The sequence below is a fragment of the Streptosporangium sp. NPDC053982 genome, assembly GCF_055585205.1.
In genome coordinates this window covers 184392-200034 of record NZ_JBVJKQ010000007.1, presented here as the reverse complement: position 1 = coordinate 200034, position 15643 = coordinate 184392, and the positions used below count along the sequence as shown (strand labels likewise).

The window sequence follows — 15643 nt, the reverse complement described above, 5'->3', positions numbered from 1 at the left end:
ACCATTGTTCTACCCCCCCGCCCTGGGGCCCCCCCCCGCCGTACCCGTGGGGGCGGGGGGGTGGTTTTTCGTCTTAGGGGGGCCCCCTAACCCCGCCCCCCCTTCTCTCACGAACTCCCCTTCTCACGGGTCCCCTCCCCCACGAACTCCCTCACCCACGGGTTCCCCGCGGAGTTCTCACAGCTCTCCGCCGAGTTCTCACAGGTCCCCGCGGAGTTCTCACGGGTTTCCGCGGGGTCCACAGGTTCCCGCGGGGCCTCACGGCCGCACTGATAATGCCTTGCCAACCGATCGGGTGATCTCGTTAGGGTGACCCGGTGTCTTCACAACGCGCCCTGCTGCCGCGGTCGACCCCGGCCGCCTCCGGGGTGTCATCCCGTTCGATCGCCGCGCTGCTGGACCGGTTCGAAGCAGGTTCCGTCGAGCGTCACTCGATCATGGTCGTACGCCACGGTCACGTCATCGCCGAGGGCTGGTGGGCGCCGTACTCGGCCGAACGCCCGCATCTTCTCTACTCGCTGACCAAGTCGTTCACCTCGATCGCCGTGGGGCTCGTGATCGCCGACGGGCTGCTCTCCCTGGACGACCGGGTGGTGGACGTGCTGCCCGACCATGTCCCGGCCGACATCTCGGAGCAGGGGCGCCGCCTCACCGTCCACCACCTGCTGTCCATGACGACCGGACATGACACGGACAGTCTCGACGAGGCCTGGCGGCTGGAACCGGGCGACCTGGTGAAGGGCTTCCTGCGCGTACCGTTTCCCGATCCCGAGGGAACACGGCACGCCTACGACAATGCGACCACCTTCGTCCTGGCCCGGATGGTGGAACGGGTCACGGGCCGCGGCCTGCCGGAGTTTCTCGACGAGCGCCTTTTCACGCCGATGGGCATCGACCACGCCGAGTGGGACCGGGTGGCGAGCGGCGCCTCCTTCGGGTTCCACGGCCTGCACCTCACGACCGAGGCCGTCGCCGCCTTCGGCGAGCTGCTGCTGCGCGGCGGCGTGTGGGGCGACCGGCGGCTCGTCCCCCGCGAATGGGTGGAACTCGCGACCGGACGGCACATCGACACCCCGCAGGTCGAGGGCTGGTCGGAGAACCCCGACGCGCTCTGCGGCTACGGCTACCAGTTCTGGATGTCGCGTCACGGTTACCGGGGTGACGGCGCCTTCGGCCAACTGTGCGTGGTCGTCCCGTCGCACGATCTCGTGGTCGCCATGACCGGCGCGACGGTGCTGGGTGAGGAGATACTCGGCCCGCTGTGGGAGTGTCTGCTGCCCGGCATGGACCAGGCGGGAAGCACCCGGGACGACGAGGTCCTCGCCGATCGGCTGCGGCGGCTGTCACTCGCGCCGGTACCGGGTTCGGCCGCCCCGGGGCGTTCCGTCAAGGCGGTGATCGACGCCTCCGCCGGGGACTCGGCCCTGCCCGCCGGGACCACGGTGACCGTCGATCCCGTCGACGGCGGATGGCGCCTGCGGTTCGGGGCGCTCCTCGACGTCGCGGCCGGTCACGGTGAATGGCGGGAGAGCTCACCGCTCGGCCGTCCTGTCGTCGCGGCCGGCGCCTGGCAGGGCGGCACGTTCGTCGCCGATCTCTACGTCATCACCACCCCGCACCGGGTGCGGCTGGTGGTCGACGCCGACGCGGGGACGGCGGTGGCGACGTGGAACGTCGCGCCCCTGACCGGCCCCGATCTGGCGTTGCACCTGAGGTCGCCGCTGATGACACGGCCCGACGTCTCGTAGGCGCCGGCGACCGGCCCCAGCCGCGGGAGTCTCCTCTGTACGGCGTCTCAGCAGGGCTGGGCGCGCCGGACCGGCTCCCGGCCGCAGGAGTCTCCTCCTCGCGGCCGGGGCCGCTTTCCGCCGGCTCTCATCTCGTGGGTCCCGGTCCCGCTAGGACGCCGGTCCCATCTCCGGTTGGGGCGCCCGCTCGCCCGTTGCCTCACCCGATCCCTCCCCCGACGCCGCTCCGGCGTCGGGAGCCAGGTCGTCGATGAGGTCCCCCAGGTCGTCCGCCAGCAGGTCCGCCGGGAGCGGGCGGTCGGGGAAGGTCGTGTCCGCGCCGGATCTCTCGGCCACCACCCGGCTCTCGCCGTCGATGCCGCGCGGCGCCGGCGGCTGCTCATCCGACGGGTCGGCCGACAGATCGGCCGACTGCTCGTCCGACGGGCCGGCCGTCGGTTCAGCCGGTGCCCCACCGCGGTGCTCCCCGGCGGGTTTCCGGTCCTCCCCCGTGGGGTCCCCGGCCTCTGCTGCTTCCTCGGGTGCTGCGTGCTCGTTCATGGGGGTACCACTCCCCGGCAAAGCACTAAATATGTCCGTTTTAGGCATGGCGGCGGGCGATCGGGTAGGGAACCCGCTGGAGGAGGAAGACGACGATGACCGTGACGCGATTTCATGATCTGCCGCTCGCCGACCGGGACCGGGACTGGGACGCCGACGCGGCCGAGAAGCGGGTCCGCGAGTGGGCGGGCGCCGAGGAGAAACCAAACGCGAAGTACCGCGAGGCGCACGTCTGGTACGACGGCGAGGACCCGGAGAACTTCGAGAGCTACAAGCTGCCGGTCGCCGACGTGATCGGCGGCCACCTGAAGGCCGTGCCGCGCGCCGTGATGGCGGCCGGGGCGGTCATGCAGGGCGCGCGGGGCGGGGTGAAGATCCCCCGGGACGAGGTTGACCGGGTCAAGTCCCACCTGGCCAGGTACTACGCGAAGATGGGTGACACACCGCCCTGGGAGCGCTGACCGGTGCCGCGCTTCGAGTTCGCCTTCGAGTCGACGTGGGTGACGCCGCTGAAGCTGATGGGGATCACCCCCGAGCGGGCGTTCGTCCTCGTCGACGCGGGCGAGCTGCGGGTGCGCTTCGGCCCCTGGCGGCTGCGCACACCCGTATCCAACGTCTCGGGCGCCCTCGTCACCGGCCCGTACACGCCGTGGAAGGTCATCGGGCCGCACCTGTCGCTGGCCGATCGGGGCGTGACCTTCGGGACGAGCACGCGGAGAGGCGTGTGCGTCCTGTTCCACCGGCCGGTCCCCGCGCTCGTGCCGGGGCGTCTGCTGACCCATCCCGGCGCAACCCTCACCGTGTCCGACTCCGAAGGACTGGTGGAGACACTTCGACGATCACAGAGCACATGACCGGCGGACACCCGGGTAGCAGGGTGGGGCTGATCAAGAGGAGGGGAGCAATGACTGAGAACCAGGAAGGACGGGACTCCCGGGGGCGGCCGACGGTTCCGACGACGCCGAGGGACGTGGTCTACATCCGGCTGGCGTCGTTCGCGCTCATACCGGTCGCGGTCCTCGCCATGTTCGGTTTCGCGACCGGCACCACGTGGCTGGTCATCGCCGCCGTGGTCCTCGCGGTGATAGCGATCGCGTTCATCGTGGTCGGTGTTCGCCGCCAGTCGCGGAGGCCCGGCTCGACCACGGAGGAGGCGGGCTGAGGCATCGCACGTCTGGCGGCGGCTTCGGGAGGCGGACGGCCTTCCCGGGGCCGCCGGCGCTTTTCCACGGTCCCTTCCCCGTTCGGGGCCTTCCCGGCCGGCGCCTTTCACGAGGAGATCGCGGGCCGTACGGAGGACCACGCCGCACGGAGGACCACGCCGCACGGAGAACCCGGCCGCAGAGGAGGCCGGCCGTACGGAGGATCCTCAGAGGGCGGCGTCGACCGCCTCGGGCGACAGGATGTGGTCGAGGACCATGTGGGCGCAGCCGACGATGCCCGCGCCGGGGCCGAGGCGGCTGCGCTCGATCCGCAGGTTGCGGGTGGACAGGGCGGTGGAGCGGCGGTGGACGACCTCCCGCACGCCCGACACCAGGGGCTGGAACGACTCGGCGACGTCGCCGCCCAGGACGACCACGGCGGGGTTGAGCAGGTTGACCGCGGTGGCGACGACCTCGCCGAGCATCCGGGCGGCGTTGCGGACGACGGCCATGGTCTCGGCGTCCCCGGCGCGGACGAGGCTCACCACGTCGGCCAGCGACGTCACCTGGTAGCCGCGGTCACGCAGGTCGCGCAGGATGGCGGTGCCGCTGGCCACGGAGTCGACGCAGTCGACGTTGCCGCACCGGCACAGCACTCCCCCGCCGTCGCGGACCGGGATGTGCCCGATCTCCCCGGCCGCGCCCAGCGCCCCGCGCAGGATCTCCCCGCCCGCGATGACCCCGGCGCCGATCCGGGTGGAGACCTTGATGAACAGCAGGTCGTCGGCGTTCCCGGCGTAGGCGGAGCGGTGCTCGCCGATCGCGATGACGTTCACGTCGTTGTCGAGGAAGACCGGGACGGGGAAGCGTTCGGCGATGATCGGCGGGATGGCGACGCCGGTCCAGTTCGCCATGATCCGGGCGCTCTCGGTACGGCCGGCCGCGAACTCGACCGTCGCGGGGACGCCGAGGCCGACGCCGCGCACCTGGGAGAGGGGGCGGTCGCCGAGCAGTTCGGCCCAGGTGTCCATGACCAGGGGCAGGACGGTGTCCGGGCCCTCCTCCACGTCCACGGCGAGGCTCACGCCGTCCAGCCGCCGGCCGGAGAGGTCGCAGACGGCGATCTGGGCGCGGCTGGCGCCCAGGGAGGCGACGAGGATGACGCCGCCCGCGGCGTTGAAGACGAGGCGGGTCGGCGGGCGGCCGCCGGTGGAGGGGCCCTCGCTGTCCTCCACGACGAGCCCGTGGTCCAGCAGCTCGGTGACGCGCAGCGAGACGGCCGGCCGTGACAGGCCGGTGACACGTCCGATGTCGGTGCGCGTGACGGCTTCACCGGCGCGGATGAGGCGGAGCACCTCACCGCTGGTGGCCAGGGCGGCGGCGGGACGGCGCGGCATCGGTCAAGTGAACCACACGGAGTTATGGAATGAAAACTCCGAGCTTTCTCATCTCAAATTACAAAACTCCGCTTGTGTGAAGCGCAAGATGTGGCTACTGTCCGATCTATCCCTAATCCGGTAGATCACTACGGAGCAGTCCTCATGTCCGAGACCCCGCGGCCCGCCGACCTGATCGTCTTCGGCGGCACAGGTGACCTCTCCATGCGGAAGCTCCTGCCCGCGCTGTATCACTGCGACCGCGACGGCCGCCTGGCCCCCGAGACCCGCGTCATCGCGATGTCCCGGGGCGGGCTCGACGACTCCGACTTCCGCGGCAAGGTGGACGCCGAGGTCCGCGGTTCCGTCCCGGCGGACGACCACGGCACCTGGCAGCGTTTCCTGGGCCGCCTGCACCACGTCTCCATCGACGTCGGCGGCCAGGACACCGAGGGCTGGTCGCGCACCGCCCGCCTGCTCGCCGGGAGCGAGGAGCGGGACCGGATCTTCTACCTCGCCAGCCCGCCCATGACGTTCGGCCCGTTCTGCCGCGAGCTGCACCAGGCCGGCCTGGTCACCCCCGCCTCGCGGGTGGTGCTGGAGAAGCCGCTGGGCCGCGACCTGGCCAGCGCCCAGCGGATCAACGACGAGGTCGGAGCGATCTTCGACGAGCGGCAGATCTACCGGATCGACCACTACCTGGGCAAGGAGACGGTCCAGAACCTCCTGGTGCTGCGGTTCGCCAACGCGTTCCTGGAGCCGATCTGGAACTCCCTGTGGATCGACCACGTCCAGATCACCGCCGCCGAGACCGTGGGCACCCCGGGCCGCCGCGGCTACTACGACCACGCGGGCGCGCTGCGCGACATGGTGCAGAACCACCTGCTGCAGCTGCTGTGCCTGGTGGCGATGGAGCCCCCGTCGCGCAACGACCGGGAGTCGATCCGCGACGAGAAGGTCAAGGTCCTGCAGTCGCTGCGGCCGATCGTCGGCGGCGAGGTCGACCGGTTCACCGTACGCGGCCAGTACACGGCGGGCGAGTGCGACGGCGTGCGGGTCCCGGGCTACCTCGACGAGCCCGACAGCACCGCGCCCACCGACGCCTCCCGCCGGGTGGAGACCTTCGCCGCGATCCGCGCCGAGGTGAAGAACTGGCGCTGGGCGGGCGTGCCGTTCTACCTGCGCACCGGCAAGCGCATGCCGTACCGGTCCACGGAGATCGTGGTGCAGTTCAAGGACGTGCCCCACTCGATCTTCGCGGGCAGCGCGCCCAACCGGCTGGTGCTGCGGCTGCAGCCGAGCGAGGGCATCCGGCTGCACCTGATGGCCAAGGAGCCGGGCGCGGGCGAGGTGGCGCTCAAGCCGGTCCCGCTCAGCCTCAGCTTCGCCGAGACCTTCACCTCCCGGGTGCCCGAGGCCTACGAGCGGCTGCTCATGGACGTCCTCACCGGGAACCCGACGCTGTTCATGCGGCGCGACGAGGTGGAGGCCGCCTGGCGGTGGATCGACCCGATCCTGCACGAGTGGGAGTCGCAGGGCTCCGCGCCCGAGCCGTACCCGGCGGGCAGCCCCGGTCCGGCCGGGGCGCACGAGCTGGTGCTGCGCAGCGGCCGCTACTGGTACGAGGACGACCTCGCGTGACCGGCCGCCCTGCCCGCCGCCGGACGCCCTCCGCGCGACTCCTCCCGTGAGGGGCCTTCCGTGAACCCCATGAACCCTGTGGATCCTGTGAACTCTGCGACCGACCGCACCGACCACCGACCCGACGACGACGAAGGAGGCCGGGTGAACCCCGTCATCCAGGAGATCACCGACCGCCTGATCGAGCGCAGCCGCGCCAGCCGTACCGCCTACCTGGCGCGGCTCGACGCCGAGGCCGAGGCGGCCCGCCGCCGCGGCCCGGCCCGCTCCTCGCTGGGCTGCGCCAACCTGGCCCACGGCTTCGCCGCCGCCCCCGGGGCCGACAAGCTCGACCTGCGGGCCTCGGTCAAGCCGGGCGTGGCGATCGTGTCGAGCTACAACGACATGCTGTCGGCGCACCAGCCGTACGAGACCTACCCGGCGATCCTCAAGGCGGCCGTCCGTACGGCGGGCGGCGTCGCACAGTTCGCCGGCGGCGTGCCCGCCATGTGCGACGGCATCACCCAGGGCCGTCCCGGCATGGAGCTGTCGCTCTACAGCCGCGAGGTCATCGCGATGGCCACGGCGATCGCGCTGTCCCACGACATGTTCGACGCCTCCCTCATGCTGGGCGTCTGCGACAAGATCGTGCCGGGCCTGCTGATCGGCGCGCTGCACTTCGGCCACCTGCCGGCGGTGTTCGTCCCGGCGGGGCCGATGGGCTCCGGTCTGCCCAACAAGGTCAAGGCGCGCACCCGGCAGCTGTTCGCCGAGGGCAAGGTCGGCAAGGACGAGCTGCTGGACGCCGAGGCGAAGTCGTACCACTCCCCCGGCACCTGCACCTTCTACGGCACCGCCAACTCCAACCAGGTCATGATCGAGGTCATGGGCCTGCACCTGCCGGGCACGACCTTCGTCAACCCCCGCACCGAGCTGCGCCAGGCGCTGACCGAGGCGGCCGGGCGGCGGGCGGTGGCGCTGACCGCGCACGGCGCCGAGTACACCCCCGTGGGCCGGGTCGTCGACGAGAAGGCGATCGTCAACGCCTGCGTGGCGCTGCTGGCCACCGGCGGCTCGACCAACCACACCATGCACCTCGTCGCGATCGCCGCGGCGGCCGGCATCGAGCTGCTCTGGGACGACCTGGCCGCCCTGTCGAAGGCGGTGCCGCTGCTGACCCGCATGTACCCCAACGGTCAGGCCGACGTGAACCACTTCCAGGCCGCCGGCGGCATGCAGGTGCTCATCGGCGAGCTGCTGGACGCCGGGCTGCTCCACCGCGACGTGCTGACGATCGCGGGGCACGGGCTGGACCACTACCGCTCGGCCCCCGTGCTCAAGGACGGCGAGCTGGTCTGGGAGGAGCGCACCGAGGGCAGCACCGACCCCGACGTGCTGCGGCCGGTCGCCGAGGCGTTCTCCCCCGACGGCGGCATCCACATGCTCGACGGCAACCTGGGCCGCGCGGTCAGCAAGGTCTCGGCGGTCAAGGACGAGCACCTCGTCGTCGAGGCGCCCGCGAAGGTCTTCGACGACCAGCTCGACCTGCTGCGCGCCTTCGAGGCGGGCGAGCTGGACGGGCAGGACTTCGTCGCGGTCATCCGCTACCAGGGGCCCAGCGCGAACGGCATGCCGGAGCTGCACAAGCTCACCCCGCCGCTGGCGGTGCTGCTGGACCGCGGGCAGCGGGTGGCGATCGTCACCGACGGCCGCATGTCCGGCGCGTCGGGCAAGGTCCCGGCCGCCATCCACCTGTCGCCCGAGGCCGCCCAGGGCGGGCCGATCGCGCTCGTTCGCGACGGCGACCCGATCCGCCTGGACTCGGCCGCGGGCACCCTGGAGCTGCTGGTGCCCGCCGGGGAGCTGGCCGCCCGCACACCGCAGGGCGCCCCGCTCAGCGACGCCCAGTGGGTCGGCACCGGCCGCGAGCTGTTCGCCGCATTCCGCCGTACGGCCGGCCCCGCCGAGCGCGGCGCCGGGATCTTCGCCCTGAACGGCCGCGCCGAGAGCCTCGCCGACGGCACCGTCGTGTCGCCCGGGGACGCCCGGTGAACCTCCCCTGGCTCGTCGCCGACGTCGGCGGCACCAACGCCCGGTTCGGCCTGGTCACCGAACCGGGGCGGGGACCGGGCTCGGTGGCCGTGCTCGCCGTCGCCGACCACGCGGGGCTCCCCGAGGCCGTGGCCGCCTACCTGGCCGGGCACGCGGGCGGGGTCCGGCCGGAGGCGGCGTGCGTCGCGATCGCCGGACCGGTCGAGGGCGACCGCTACCGGCTCACCAACGCCGGTTGGGCCGGGTCGGTCCGCGACCTGGGCATCGCGCACGTCGAGCTGGTCAACGACTTCGAGGCGCTGGCCGCGTCCCTGCCGCACCTGCCGGCCGCGGAGCTCGTCGGCCTGGGCGGTCCCGCCCCCGGGCACGGCGTCAAGGTCGTGCTGGGGCCGGGGACGGGTCTCGGCGTGGCGGGCCTGGTGCCCGCGGCCGAGGGCTGGGTGCCGGTCCCCGGCGAGGGCGGTCACGTCACCGTGCCGGTCCTGGACGAGCGCGACCACGAGATCGTCCGGGCGCTGCGCGCCGAGGGGACGGGCCAGGTGGTGGCCGAGCACCTGCTGTCGGGGCCGGGGCTGACCCGGCTGCACCACGCCATCGCGCTGGTGCGCGGCGTGCGGGCGCCGCGGCTGGCCGCCTCGGACATCGTGGCCCGGATGGACGACTCGCTGTGCGCGGAGACCGTCGAGGTCTTCTGCGGGATGCTCGGCACCTTCGCCGGGAACGTCGCGCTGACCCTGGGCGCCCGCGGCGGCGTCTACCTGGGCGGAGGGGTGCTGCCGCGCATCGTGGAGCGGGTCCGCGTCAGTGACTTCCGCCGCCGGTTCGAGGCGGCCCCCACCATGAGCGGCTATCTTTCGGGCATCGCCACCTCGCTGATCGTCGCCCCGCAGCCCGCGCTGCTCGGGGCCGCGGCGTGGCTGGGCCAGCGTCTGGCCGCCGCGCCGAAGTCGCCGAACCCGTCGAAGCCATCGAAGTTGGAGTACGCATGAGCCTGCTGGACATCGCCCCGGTGATCCCGGTCGTCGTGATCGACGACCCGGAGACCGCGGTCCCCCTGGCGCGGGCCCTGGCGGCGGGCGGTCTGCCCGCCATCGAGGTGACCCTCCGTACGGCCTGCGCGCTGGAGGCCATCGCGCGGATCGCCGCCGAGGTGCCCGAGGCGGTCGTCGGGGCGGGCACCGTCCGCACCCCCGCCGACGTGACGGCCTCGGTGAAGGCCGGGGCCAGGTTCCTGGTCAGCCCGGGGAGCACCCCGAGGCTCCTGGACGCCATGGAGGAGGGCGGCATCCCGTTCCTTCCGGGTGCGGCGACCTCCTCGGAGGTCATGGCGCTGGCCGAGCGCGGGCTGACGGAGATGAAGTTCTTCCCGGCCGAGGCGGCCGGCGGCGTGCCGTACCTGAAGTCGCTGGGCGGGCCGCTGCCCGAGGTGCGGTTCTGCCCGACGGGCGGGATCAGGCTCCAGACCGCGCCGGAGTATCTGGCGCTGGCCAACGTCGGGTGCGTGGGCGGGACCTGGCTCACCCCGGCCGACGCGCTGGCGGCCGGTGACTACGCCCGGATCGAGAAGCTCGCCGCCGAGGCCGCCGCGCTCCGCTAGCCGTACGGCCGGCGCCCGGCGGAGCCCCGAACCGAACCGGACCGAACCGAACCGAACCGGACCTAGCCGGACCTAGCCGGACCGAACCCGGCCGGGCCGGACCGGCTCCGCCCGGCCGCGACGCCGTACGGCCGGGCCCGCACCGGCTCGCCGGGCCGAGAGGCCCGGCGCACAGGACCCGCGTGGACCGCCCTCCCTGGTCCGCGTACGGGCCATGAGGCACCGTGACCCGGTGCGCCTCTCATGGGATCGAGGCCCGCGACCGCCCACCCGGCGGTCGCGGGCCGCTCCTTTCCCGCCCCGCTTCTCTCTCCCGTCACCCGGGCACGCGGGCGATCGCCGGGCGCGTGCCCGTTTTCCGCTCTTTTTCCCGTTCCCGCCTGGGGCGGGACGGGTGCCGTTCCGTGCGCCGGGTGAGGCGGCGACCCACCTGGGCAGGGCATCCACCGGTCAGGAATCCTCAGCTTCCGGTCAAGTACTCGGGGTCCCGGTCGTCCGCCGGACGAGAGCGGGTAACCCCCTCCAACGACTGTCTGTTATGGGAGGGAAAACGTGAAACGCATGGTTATGGGCGCTGTGGCCGCCGGGCTGGGCATCGGAGTGGGCAGCTGGCTCAGGTGGCGCGAGCAGGCCGGTCCGGCCCGGGACCGCGAGGCGGCCGAGCGGTGGAACCGGGTCGCCGTCGACGCCGAGTCGCTCGTCGAGACCGGCGAGGTGCCGCAGCCGGACCGGACCGGCACGGACCGTCCGGCCGTGACCGGCGAGGTCTCCGATGCCGTCACCCGGCGGGCGGACGGGGAGGGACGGCGGTGAAGACGCTGTGCCCGCAGAGCGTCGACCCCGGGCTCCCTGCGGGCGCACGGGCGCGGCGCCCGCCGTACGGCCGCGCCGGGCGGCGGCTCCGCGCTCAGCCGGGCGGGCGGCCCGTCCCCTCGCCGGGGAGGTAGCCGCCGTCGTCGGCGTCGGTCCCGCCCAGGCCGCCGTCCGGGTCCTCCCGGTCGGAGGACTTCCATTCCAGGTCGGCGTCGACGCTCCCTGTCTCCCTCGGGGCGTCGGGGCCGCGCCGGGGTTCCTCGTCGTCGTCACGTTCGGCGGGCCGGGCACTGGTCTCCCCCATCGACGCCGGGCCGATGTCGCCGCCCATGTCGTGCAGATCGGGATCGAAGGGCGTCCCCCGGTACTTGCGCAGTTCCTCCTCGCGCCGCCGGGCGCGCTCTTCCTCGTTCGTCTCCTCGCTCACGGCGCTCTCCTCGCGTATCGCTTCTTCCCCGTCACCGCTGAGCCGTGCCCAGTCGCCGGTGTCCGTAACTGGCGTTTCCCACATAGCCGGAAACGGCGCCGGGCACGGGCCCGATGAGCCGCCGGGTCAGCCCTTCCCGCCCATGGCGTCGCGGATCACGTCGCGGACCCGGTCCATGACGGCCAGGGGGGTGCCCAGCAGCAGGTTCTTCGTCGCCGACTCCACCCCCGCGTGCGGGTGGGTAGGCGCCATCGCCTGGGCGGCCTTCACCCCGGCCGCCATCGCCCGCCGCTCGGCCTCGCTGGTGCGGGCGCGCAGCGCGGCGAACTCGTGGCGCTCCTCGTTCTCCGCGTGGGCGAGCACGGCCCCGCGCAGCGATGCCAGGTCGGTGAGGAACCGCGGGTCCTCCACCCCCGCCTCCTCCATCCGCATGAGGAGCCGCTTGGCCTCGTTCTCCTCCTTCAGGCGGTCGTCCACCACCGCGTCGCCGCCGGCGAGCTTGAGACGGGCGTAGAGGTGGACGATCTCCTCCTCCGCCGTCTCGTGCACGGCCAGCAGCCGCACCAGCGAACGGAACGCCTCGGCCCGCCGGCCGGCCGGCGCCCTCTCCACCTCGTCGAACATCTCCCTGATCATGGAGTGCTGCCGCAGCAGCAGGTCCACGACGTCGTTCTCGGTCATCAGCTCGGGAACCGGCTGGTGGTCGCCCATGTTCTCTCCCTCCGTCCACGTGCTGCCTACCCGGGCTGCCCGGACTCACCGCGCGAAACGCGGAAAGACACGGTCAGGGAGAGGGCCGCGCGGGCGGGGTGAGGCGAAGGTCGGCCAGGATCGCGCGGTGGTCGCCGCCCGTCGGCGGCAGCACCCGGCTGCCGACGGCCGTGAACCCGCGGATGAGCACGTGGTCCAGGCGGACCAGCGGCAGCGCCGCGGGCCAGGTGAGCTGCAGGCCGGTGCCCGCCTCCTCCGCCGCGGGCGTGACGGTCGCGGCGAGCGGGCGCAGCGCGCGGTCGGTGGCGGCGGTGTTCAGGTCTCCGGCGACGATGACCCGGGGGCTGGGGTCGGCCGCGACCGCGCGGGCCAGCGCCGCCATCTCCGCGTTGCGGCGGGCGATGACGGACGACTCCAGGCGGAAGGAGGTGATGTGGACGGCGTAGAGGCTCACATCCCCCCACGGCGTACGGAGGACGGCGTGCCGGGAGCGCACCACGCCCGGTACGGGCTGCGGGCGGCCGTAGAAGGGGTATCTGCTCCACACCGCCACGCCGGGGTTGTCGGGGAAGCGGTAGGGCAGGACGGGGTCGATCAGCCGGGCGAAGCCGGGGTGGACCGTCCCGTTGCGCAGCACGGGGTCGTCGCGCAGCTCGGCGACCACGAGGACGTCCGGGCCGGTGTCCCGCAGGGCGGCGGCGGTGCGGGCCAGGCCGGGGTTGAAGTAGTCGACGTTCTGCTGGACCACCCGCAGGTCCCGCGGCCCGGCGCCGGGGGCGCGGAGGAAGGCGGGCCCGAAGGCCGCCGCCCAGGTCACGGCCACGGCCAGGGCCCCGGCCAGCGCGGCCCACGACCGCCGGGCGAGCGCGGCCAGGACGAGGAGCGGCGCCGCCAGCCCGAACCAGGGCAGGGCGCTGTCGACGACGTTGCCCAGCCCCCGCCAGCCGGGCAGCAGCCCGTGCCCCGCGATGAGCAGGGACACCAGGACGCCCACGCCCGCGGCCGGCCCGCCCCGCGTCCATGGCGACATGGTGACGACGTCCCTCTCCCCCTGCCGGTGCGGTTCTCCGGCCCGGCGGCACCGGATCCGGGAGACAAGTTCATCACGGACCGGGCCGGTCGCGGTGGACTTCGCACCGGTCACCGCCGGACCGCCGGTCAGCCGGTCAGCCGGTGAGGGCGGCCGCGATGGCGGGGCCGAACGCGGCGCCCAGCAGGTAGCAGAGGTTGAACTGGCCCATCGCCGTCGCCCGCGCGCCGTCGGGCACCGCCGTGGCGGCGCGTGCCGCGAACGCGCCCTGCCCGGACGCGGCGGCGAGGGAGGTGAGCGCCTGCGCGACGAGGAGGACGGCCGGTGAGGCACCGATGCCCGCCAGCACCGCCCCGGCCGCCGCCAGCCCGGGGAACAGCACGGCGACGACCTTCACGGGCGCCTTCGCGGTGGCGGCGATCACCCCGTACGAGACCAGCCCGCCGAACAGCAGCGGCCACAGGATGGCCGGCCCCACCGCGCCGCTGGTCCAGCCTGCCCGCCCGGCCAGCAGGGCGGGCAGGAGGTAGATCATTCCGAAGTTGATCGCGGCCAGCAGGAACGCCAGCCCGGACACCAGGAGGAACACCGGAGCGCGGACGACGGACGCGGGCACGAACCCGTCGGGCCTGGCGCGCAGGTGCGACGCCAGGAGCCCGCAGGCGGCCACGGTGGCGGCCCCGGCCACCGGCCACGAGTGGGGGATGAACACCAGCGCCGTGACCAGTGCCGTCAGCAGCGCCGCCCCCCGGAGGTCGAAGGGCGCGCCGGGTGCCGGGTCCGCCGGGCGGTGCCGCAGCACGCCCGGCACGGCCAGCAGGCTCAGCGCGGGCAACGCCAGGGCCGCCCGCCAGGACAGCGCCCCCGCGACCAGGTCGGCGACCAGCGGGGCGGTGGCGCCCGCCGTCGCCAGCGAGGCCGTGACCAACCCCATCGAGCGCGCCGAACGGGTGAGGCTCATGGCGATCGTGGTGAACCCCGCCGTGCCGAGCCCCTGGGCCACGCTGCCCAGGACCAGTACCGGCAGCGACGGCCCGGCCGCCACGAGCGCCGCGCCCAAGGCCACCGATGCGGCGCAGGCGAGCAGCGCCCGCCGTACTCCCCGGTGACTCTGCAGGCCCGCCGTCAGCGGGGTGCCGATCGCGATGGCCCAGCCGAACGCGGTGACGATCCAGGTCACCGCGCCGAGGCTCAGCCCTAGGTCGCGGGCCGCGTCCGGCAGGATGAGGCTGGGCCCGGCGATGCCGAAGGAGAGCGGCCCCGCCAGCAGCGCCGGCCACGCCGTCGGCATCCGGCGCGCCGGCGGCGCCGCCCCCCGCGGGACGCCGCCGCGGGCGGCCGCGGGAGGAGGAGACGGGACGCCGCAAGGGGCGGCTCCGGAAGGAGGGGACGGAACGCCGCCGGGGGCGGCTCCGGGAGAAGACGACGGGACGCTCATTCCCCCTCCCCGGGCGCGGGCAGCGACGGGTAGTCGGTGTAGCCGCGGTGGTCGCCGCCGTAGAAGGTCGCCCGGTCGGCCTCGTTGTACGGGCCGCCCCTGGCGATCCGCGCGGGCAGGTCGGGGTTGGCCAGCCACAGCCTGCCGAAGGAGATCGCGTCGGCCAGCCCGGAGCGCAGCGCCTCGATCCCGTCGGCGGGGGTCGCGGGCTCGTCACCGCTCCACGGGTGCGGGTTGAGGATGAGGGCGCCGGGCCACTCCGATCGAATGATCTTGGTCACGTCACGCGTGTCGTTCTCCGAGACGTGCAGGTAGGCCAGTCCGAACGGCGCGAGCGCGCGGGTCAGCTCCGCGTAGAGGATCTCCGTGTCGCTCTCGTTCATGCCGTTGTAGGCGATGCCGGGAGAGACGCGGACGCCGGTGCGGTCCGGGCCGACGGCGGCGCTGACGGCCCGCACGACCTCCACGGCGAACCTGATCCGGTTCAAGACCGAACCCCCGTAGGCGTCGGTGCGCCGGTTGGTGTTGTCCGACAGGAACTGGTGGATCAGGTAGCCGCTGGCGGCGTGCAGTTCGACCGCGTCGAAGCCCGCGTCCATCGCCAGCCGGGCCGAGGCCGCGAACTCCTCGACGGCCCGGTCGATGTCGGCCGGGGTCATCTCCCGCGGGATCGGGTGTTCGAGCAGCCCTTCGGGGGTGTGGAGCCACTCCCCGGAGCGGATCGCGGACGGCGCGAGGGGGAGCTCACCCCCCGGATACAGGCGGGGATGACCGATCCGCCCGGAATGCATGATCTGGACCGCGATGCGGCCGCCTCGCCGGTGCACCGCGTCCGTCACCAGACGCCAGGCCGCCGCCTGCCCGGGCGAGTGCAGGCCCGGGGTGTCGAGATAACCCTGGCCGATCACGCACGGCTGGGTTCCCTCGGTGATGATCAGGCCGGCGCCGGCGCGCTGGGCGTAGTACTCGGCGGTGTGTCCGCCGACCAGCCCGCCCGGCGCCCGGTTCCGTGTCATGGGCGCCATGACCAGACGGTTGGGGAGATCCAGCGCGCCACTGGTGACCGGTGTGAGCAGTTCGTTCATGTCACCCTCCGTGTCATGAGCTCGTTCGGTGTGACGAGGCTACGAACGGGCCCTCACCGGCCGA

At 73.5% G+C, this 15643-nt stretch carries 16 protein-coding genes; 9 read left to right on the top strand and 7 right to left on the bottom strand.

The window, feature by feature from the left end; translation table 11 throughout:
- The first annotated feature begins 317 nt into the window (after positions 1-317).
- Entirely contained in the window at positions 318-1748 is a 1431-nt protein-coding gene (locus ACZ6W9_RS14485; RefSeq protein ID WP_389963132.1) for a serine hydrolase domain-containing protein, read from the top strand.
- Positions 1749-1898: 150 nt separating this feature from the next.
- On the opposite strand, the gene ACZ6W9_RS14480 is transcribed toward ACZ6W9_RS14485, so the two are convergent.
- Positions 1899-2288, bottom strand: a complete 390-nt coding sequence (locus tag ACZ6W9_RS14480; RefSeq protein WP_470118081.1) for a hypothetical protein — start codon at positions 2286-2288, stop codon at positions 1899-1901.
- Between the two features lie 95 nt (positions 2289-2383).
- Between ACZ6W9_RS14480 and ACZ6W9_RS14475 the strand changes: the two genes are divergently transcribed.
- The 3 genes from ACZ6W9_RS14475 to ACZ6W9_RS14465 are packed head-to-tail and all read left to right on the top strand — an operon-like array spanning position 2384 to position 3450.
- Positions 2384-2749: a hypothetical protein gene (locus tag ACZ6W9_RS14475; RefSeq protein ID WP_362945897.1), complete on the top strand. Its 366-nt coding sequence runs from the start codon at positions 2384-2386 to the stop codon at positions 2747-2749.
- Positions 2750-2752: 3 nt separating this feature from the next.
- The gene (locus tag ACZ6W9_RS14470; RefSeq protein WP_389963126.1) at positions 2753-3142 is read left to right on the top strand and encodes a hypothetical protein; all 390 of its coding nucleotides are present in this window, start codon (positions 2753-2755) and stop codon (positions 3140-3142) included.
- 50 nt (positions 3143-3192) lie between these two features.
- Positions 3193-3450 carry a hypothetical protein gene (locus ACZ6W9_RS14465; protein WP_362945892.1) on the top strand — a complete coding sequence of 86 codons (258 nt, stop codon included), beginning with the start codon at positions 3193-3195 and terminating at the stop codon, positions 3448-3450.
- 207 nt (positions 3451-3657) lie between these two features.
- Here the strand turns inward: ACZ6W9_RS14465 and ACZ6W9_RS14460 are convergent, their stop codons facing one another.
- A complete protein-coding gene (locus ACZ6W9_RS14460) occupies positions 3658-4827 on the bottom strand; it encodes an ROK family transcriptional regulator (protein ID WP_389963123.1) in 1170 nt (389 codons plus the stop codon).
- Positions 4828-4971: 144 nt separating this feature from the next.
- On the opposite strand from ACZ6W9_RS14460, the gene zwf reads away from it, so the two are divergent.
- The 5 genes from zwf to ACZ6W9_RS14435 all read left to right on the top strand — a co-directional run bounded on the left by zwf (position 4972) and on the right by ACZ6W9_RS14435 (position 10888).
- Positions 4972-6447 (top strand): glucose-6-phosphate dehydrogenase, encoded by a 1476-nt coding sequence (zwf, locus tag ACZ6W9_RS14455; protein ID WP_389963120.1) that lies wholly within the window; start codon positions 4972-4974, stop codon positions 6445-6447.
- A gap of 144 nt (positions 6448-6591) precedes the next feature.
- On the top strand, positions 6592-8478 hold the full coding sequence (edd, locus tag ACZ6W9_RS14450; protein WP_389963117.1) for a phosphogluconate dehydratase: 1887 nt from the start codon (positions 6592-6594) through the stop codon (positions 8476-8478).
- Entirely contained in the window at positions 8475-9467 is a 993-nt protein-coding gene (locus tag ACZ6W9_RS14445) for a glucokinase (RefSeq protein ID WP_470118077.1), read from the top strand. Before edd ends, ACZ6W9_RS14445 begins: the two co-directional genes overlap by 4 nt.
- Positions 9464-10075 (top strand): bifunctional 4-hydroxy-2-oxoglutarate aldolase/2-dehydro-3-deoxy-phosphogluconate aldolase, encoded by a 612-nt coding sequence (gene eda / locus ACZ6W9_RS14440; RefSeq protein WP_470118076.1) that lies wholly within the window; start codon positions 9464-9466, stop codon positions 10073-10075. The genes ACZ6W9_RS14445 and eda overlap by 4 nt, the downstream gene beginning before the upstream one ends.
- A gap of 552 nt (positions 10076-10627) precedes the next feature.
- Positions 10628-10888 carry a hypothetical protein gene (locus ACZ6W9_RS14435; RefSeq protein ID WP_470118074.1) on the top strand — a complete coding sequence of 87 codons (261 nt, stop codon included), beginning with the start codon at positions 10628-10630 and terminating at the stop codon, positions 10886-10888.
- A 94-nt stretch (positions 10889-10982) separates the two neighbouring features.
- Here ACZ6W9_RS14435 and ACZ6W9_RS14430 read toward each other — a convergent pair whose 3' ends face one another.
- The 5 genes from ACZ6W9_RS14430 to ACZ6W9_RS14410 form a co-directional block, all read right to left on the bottom strand.
- Positions 10983-11315, bottom strand: a complete 333-nt coding sequence (locus ACZ6W9_RS14430) for a hypothetical protein (RefSeq protein ID WP_389963110.1) — start codon at positions 11313-11315, stop codon at positions 10983-10985.
- Between the two features lie 126 nt (positions 11316-11441).
- Complete coding sequence (locus tag ACZ6W9_RS14425; protein WP_470118072.1) at positions 11442-12026, bottom strand: hemerythrin domain-containing protein; 585 nt, start codon at positions 12024-12026, stop codon at positions 11442-11444.
- Between the two features lie 73 nt (positions 12027-12099).
- Positions 12100-13056 carry an endonuclease/exonuclease/phosphatase family protein gene (locus ACZ6W9_RS14420; RefSeq protein ID WP_389963105.1) on the bottom strand — a complete coding sequence of 319 codons (957 nt, stop codon included), beginning with the start codon at positions 13054-13056 and terminating at the stop codon, positions 12100-12102.
- 136 nt (positions 13057-13192) lie between these two features.
- The gene (locus tag ACZ6W9_RS14415; RefSeq protein WP_470118070.1) at positions 13193-14347 is read right to left on the bottom strand and encodes an MFS transporter; all 1155 of its coding nucleotides are present in this window, start codon (positions 14345-14347) and stop codon (positions 13193-13195) included.
- A gap of 143 nt (positions 14348-14490) precedes the next feature.
- Positions 14491-15579, bottom strand: coding sequence for an alkene reductase (locus ACZ6W9_RS14410; RefSeq protein ID WP_389963099.1), 1089 nt, complete (start codon positions 15577-15579; stop codon positions 14491-14493).
- Positions 15580-15643 lie beyond the last annotated feature (64 nt).

Excerpts from the sequence above, each read along its gene's own strand:
- ACZ6W9_RS14480 (WP_470118081.1), bottom strand. The coding sequence starts at position 2,288 with ATGAACGAGCACGCAGCACCCGAGGAAGCAGCAGAGGCCGGGGACCCC.
- ACZ6W9_RS14475 (WP_362945897.1), top strand. The coding sequence starts at position 2,384 with ATGACCGTGACGCGATTTCATGATCTGCCGCTCGCCGACCGGGACCGG.
- ACZ6W9_RS14465 (WP_362945892.1), top strand. The coding sequence starts at position 3,193 with ATGACTGAGAACCAGGAAGGACGGGACTCCCGGGGGCGGCCGACGGTT.
- ACZ6W9_RS14460 (WP_389963123.1), bottom strand. The coding sequence starts at position 4,827 with ATGCCGCGCCGTCCCGCCGCCGCCCTGGCCACCAGCGGTGAGGTGCTC.
- zwf (WP_389963120.1), top strand. The coding sequence starts at position 4,972 with ATGTCCGAGACCCCGCGGCCCGCCGACCTGATCGTCTTCGGCGGCACA.
- eda (WP_470118076.1), top strand. The coding sequence starts at position 9,464 with ATGAGCCTGCTGGACATCGCCCCGGTGATCCCGGTCGTCGTGATCGAC.
- ACZ6W9_RS14425 (WP_470118072.1), bottom strand. The coding sequence starts at position 12,026 with ATGGGCGACCACCAGCCGGTTCCCGAGCTGATGACCGAGAACGACGTC.
- ACZ6W9_RS14420 (WP_389963105.1), bottom strand. The coding sequence starts at position 13,056 with ATGTCGCCATGGACGCGGGGCGGGCCGGCCGCGGGCGTGGGCGTCCTG.
- ACZ6W9_RS14415 (WP_470118070.1), bottom strand. The coding sequence starts at position 14,347 with ATGCCGACGGCGTGGCCGGCGCTGCTGGCGGGGCCGCTCTCCTTCGGC.
- ACZ6W9_RS14410 (WP_389963099.1), bottom strand. The coding sequence starts at position 15,579 with ATGAACGAACTGCTCACACCGGTCACCAGTGGCGCGCTGGATCTCCCC.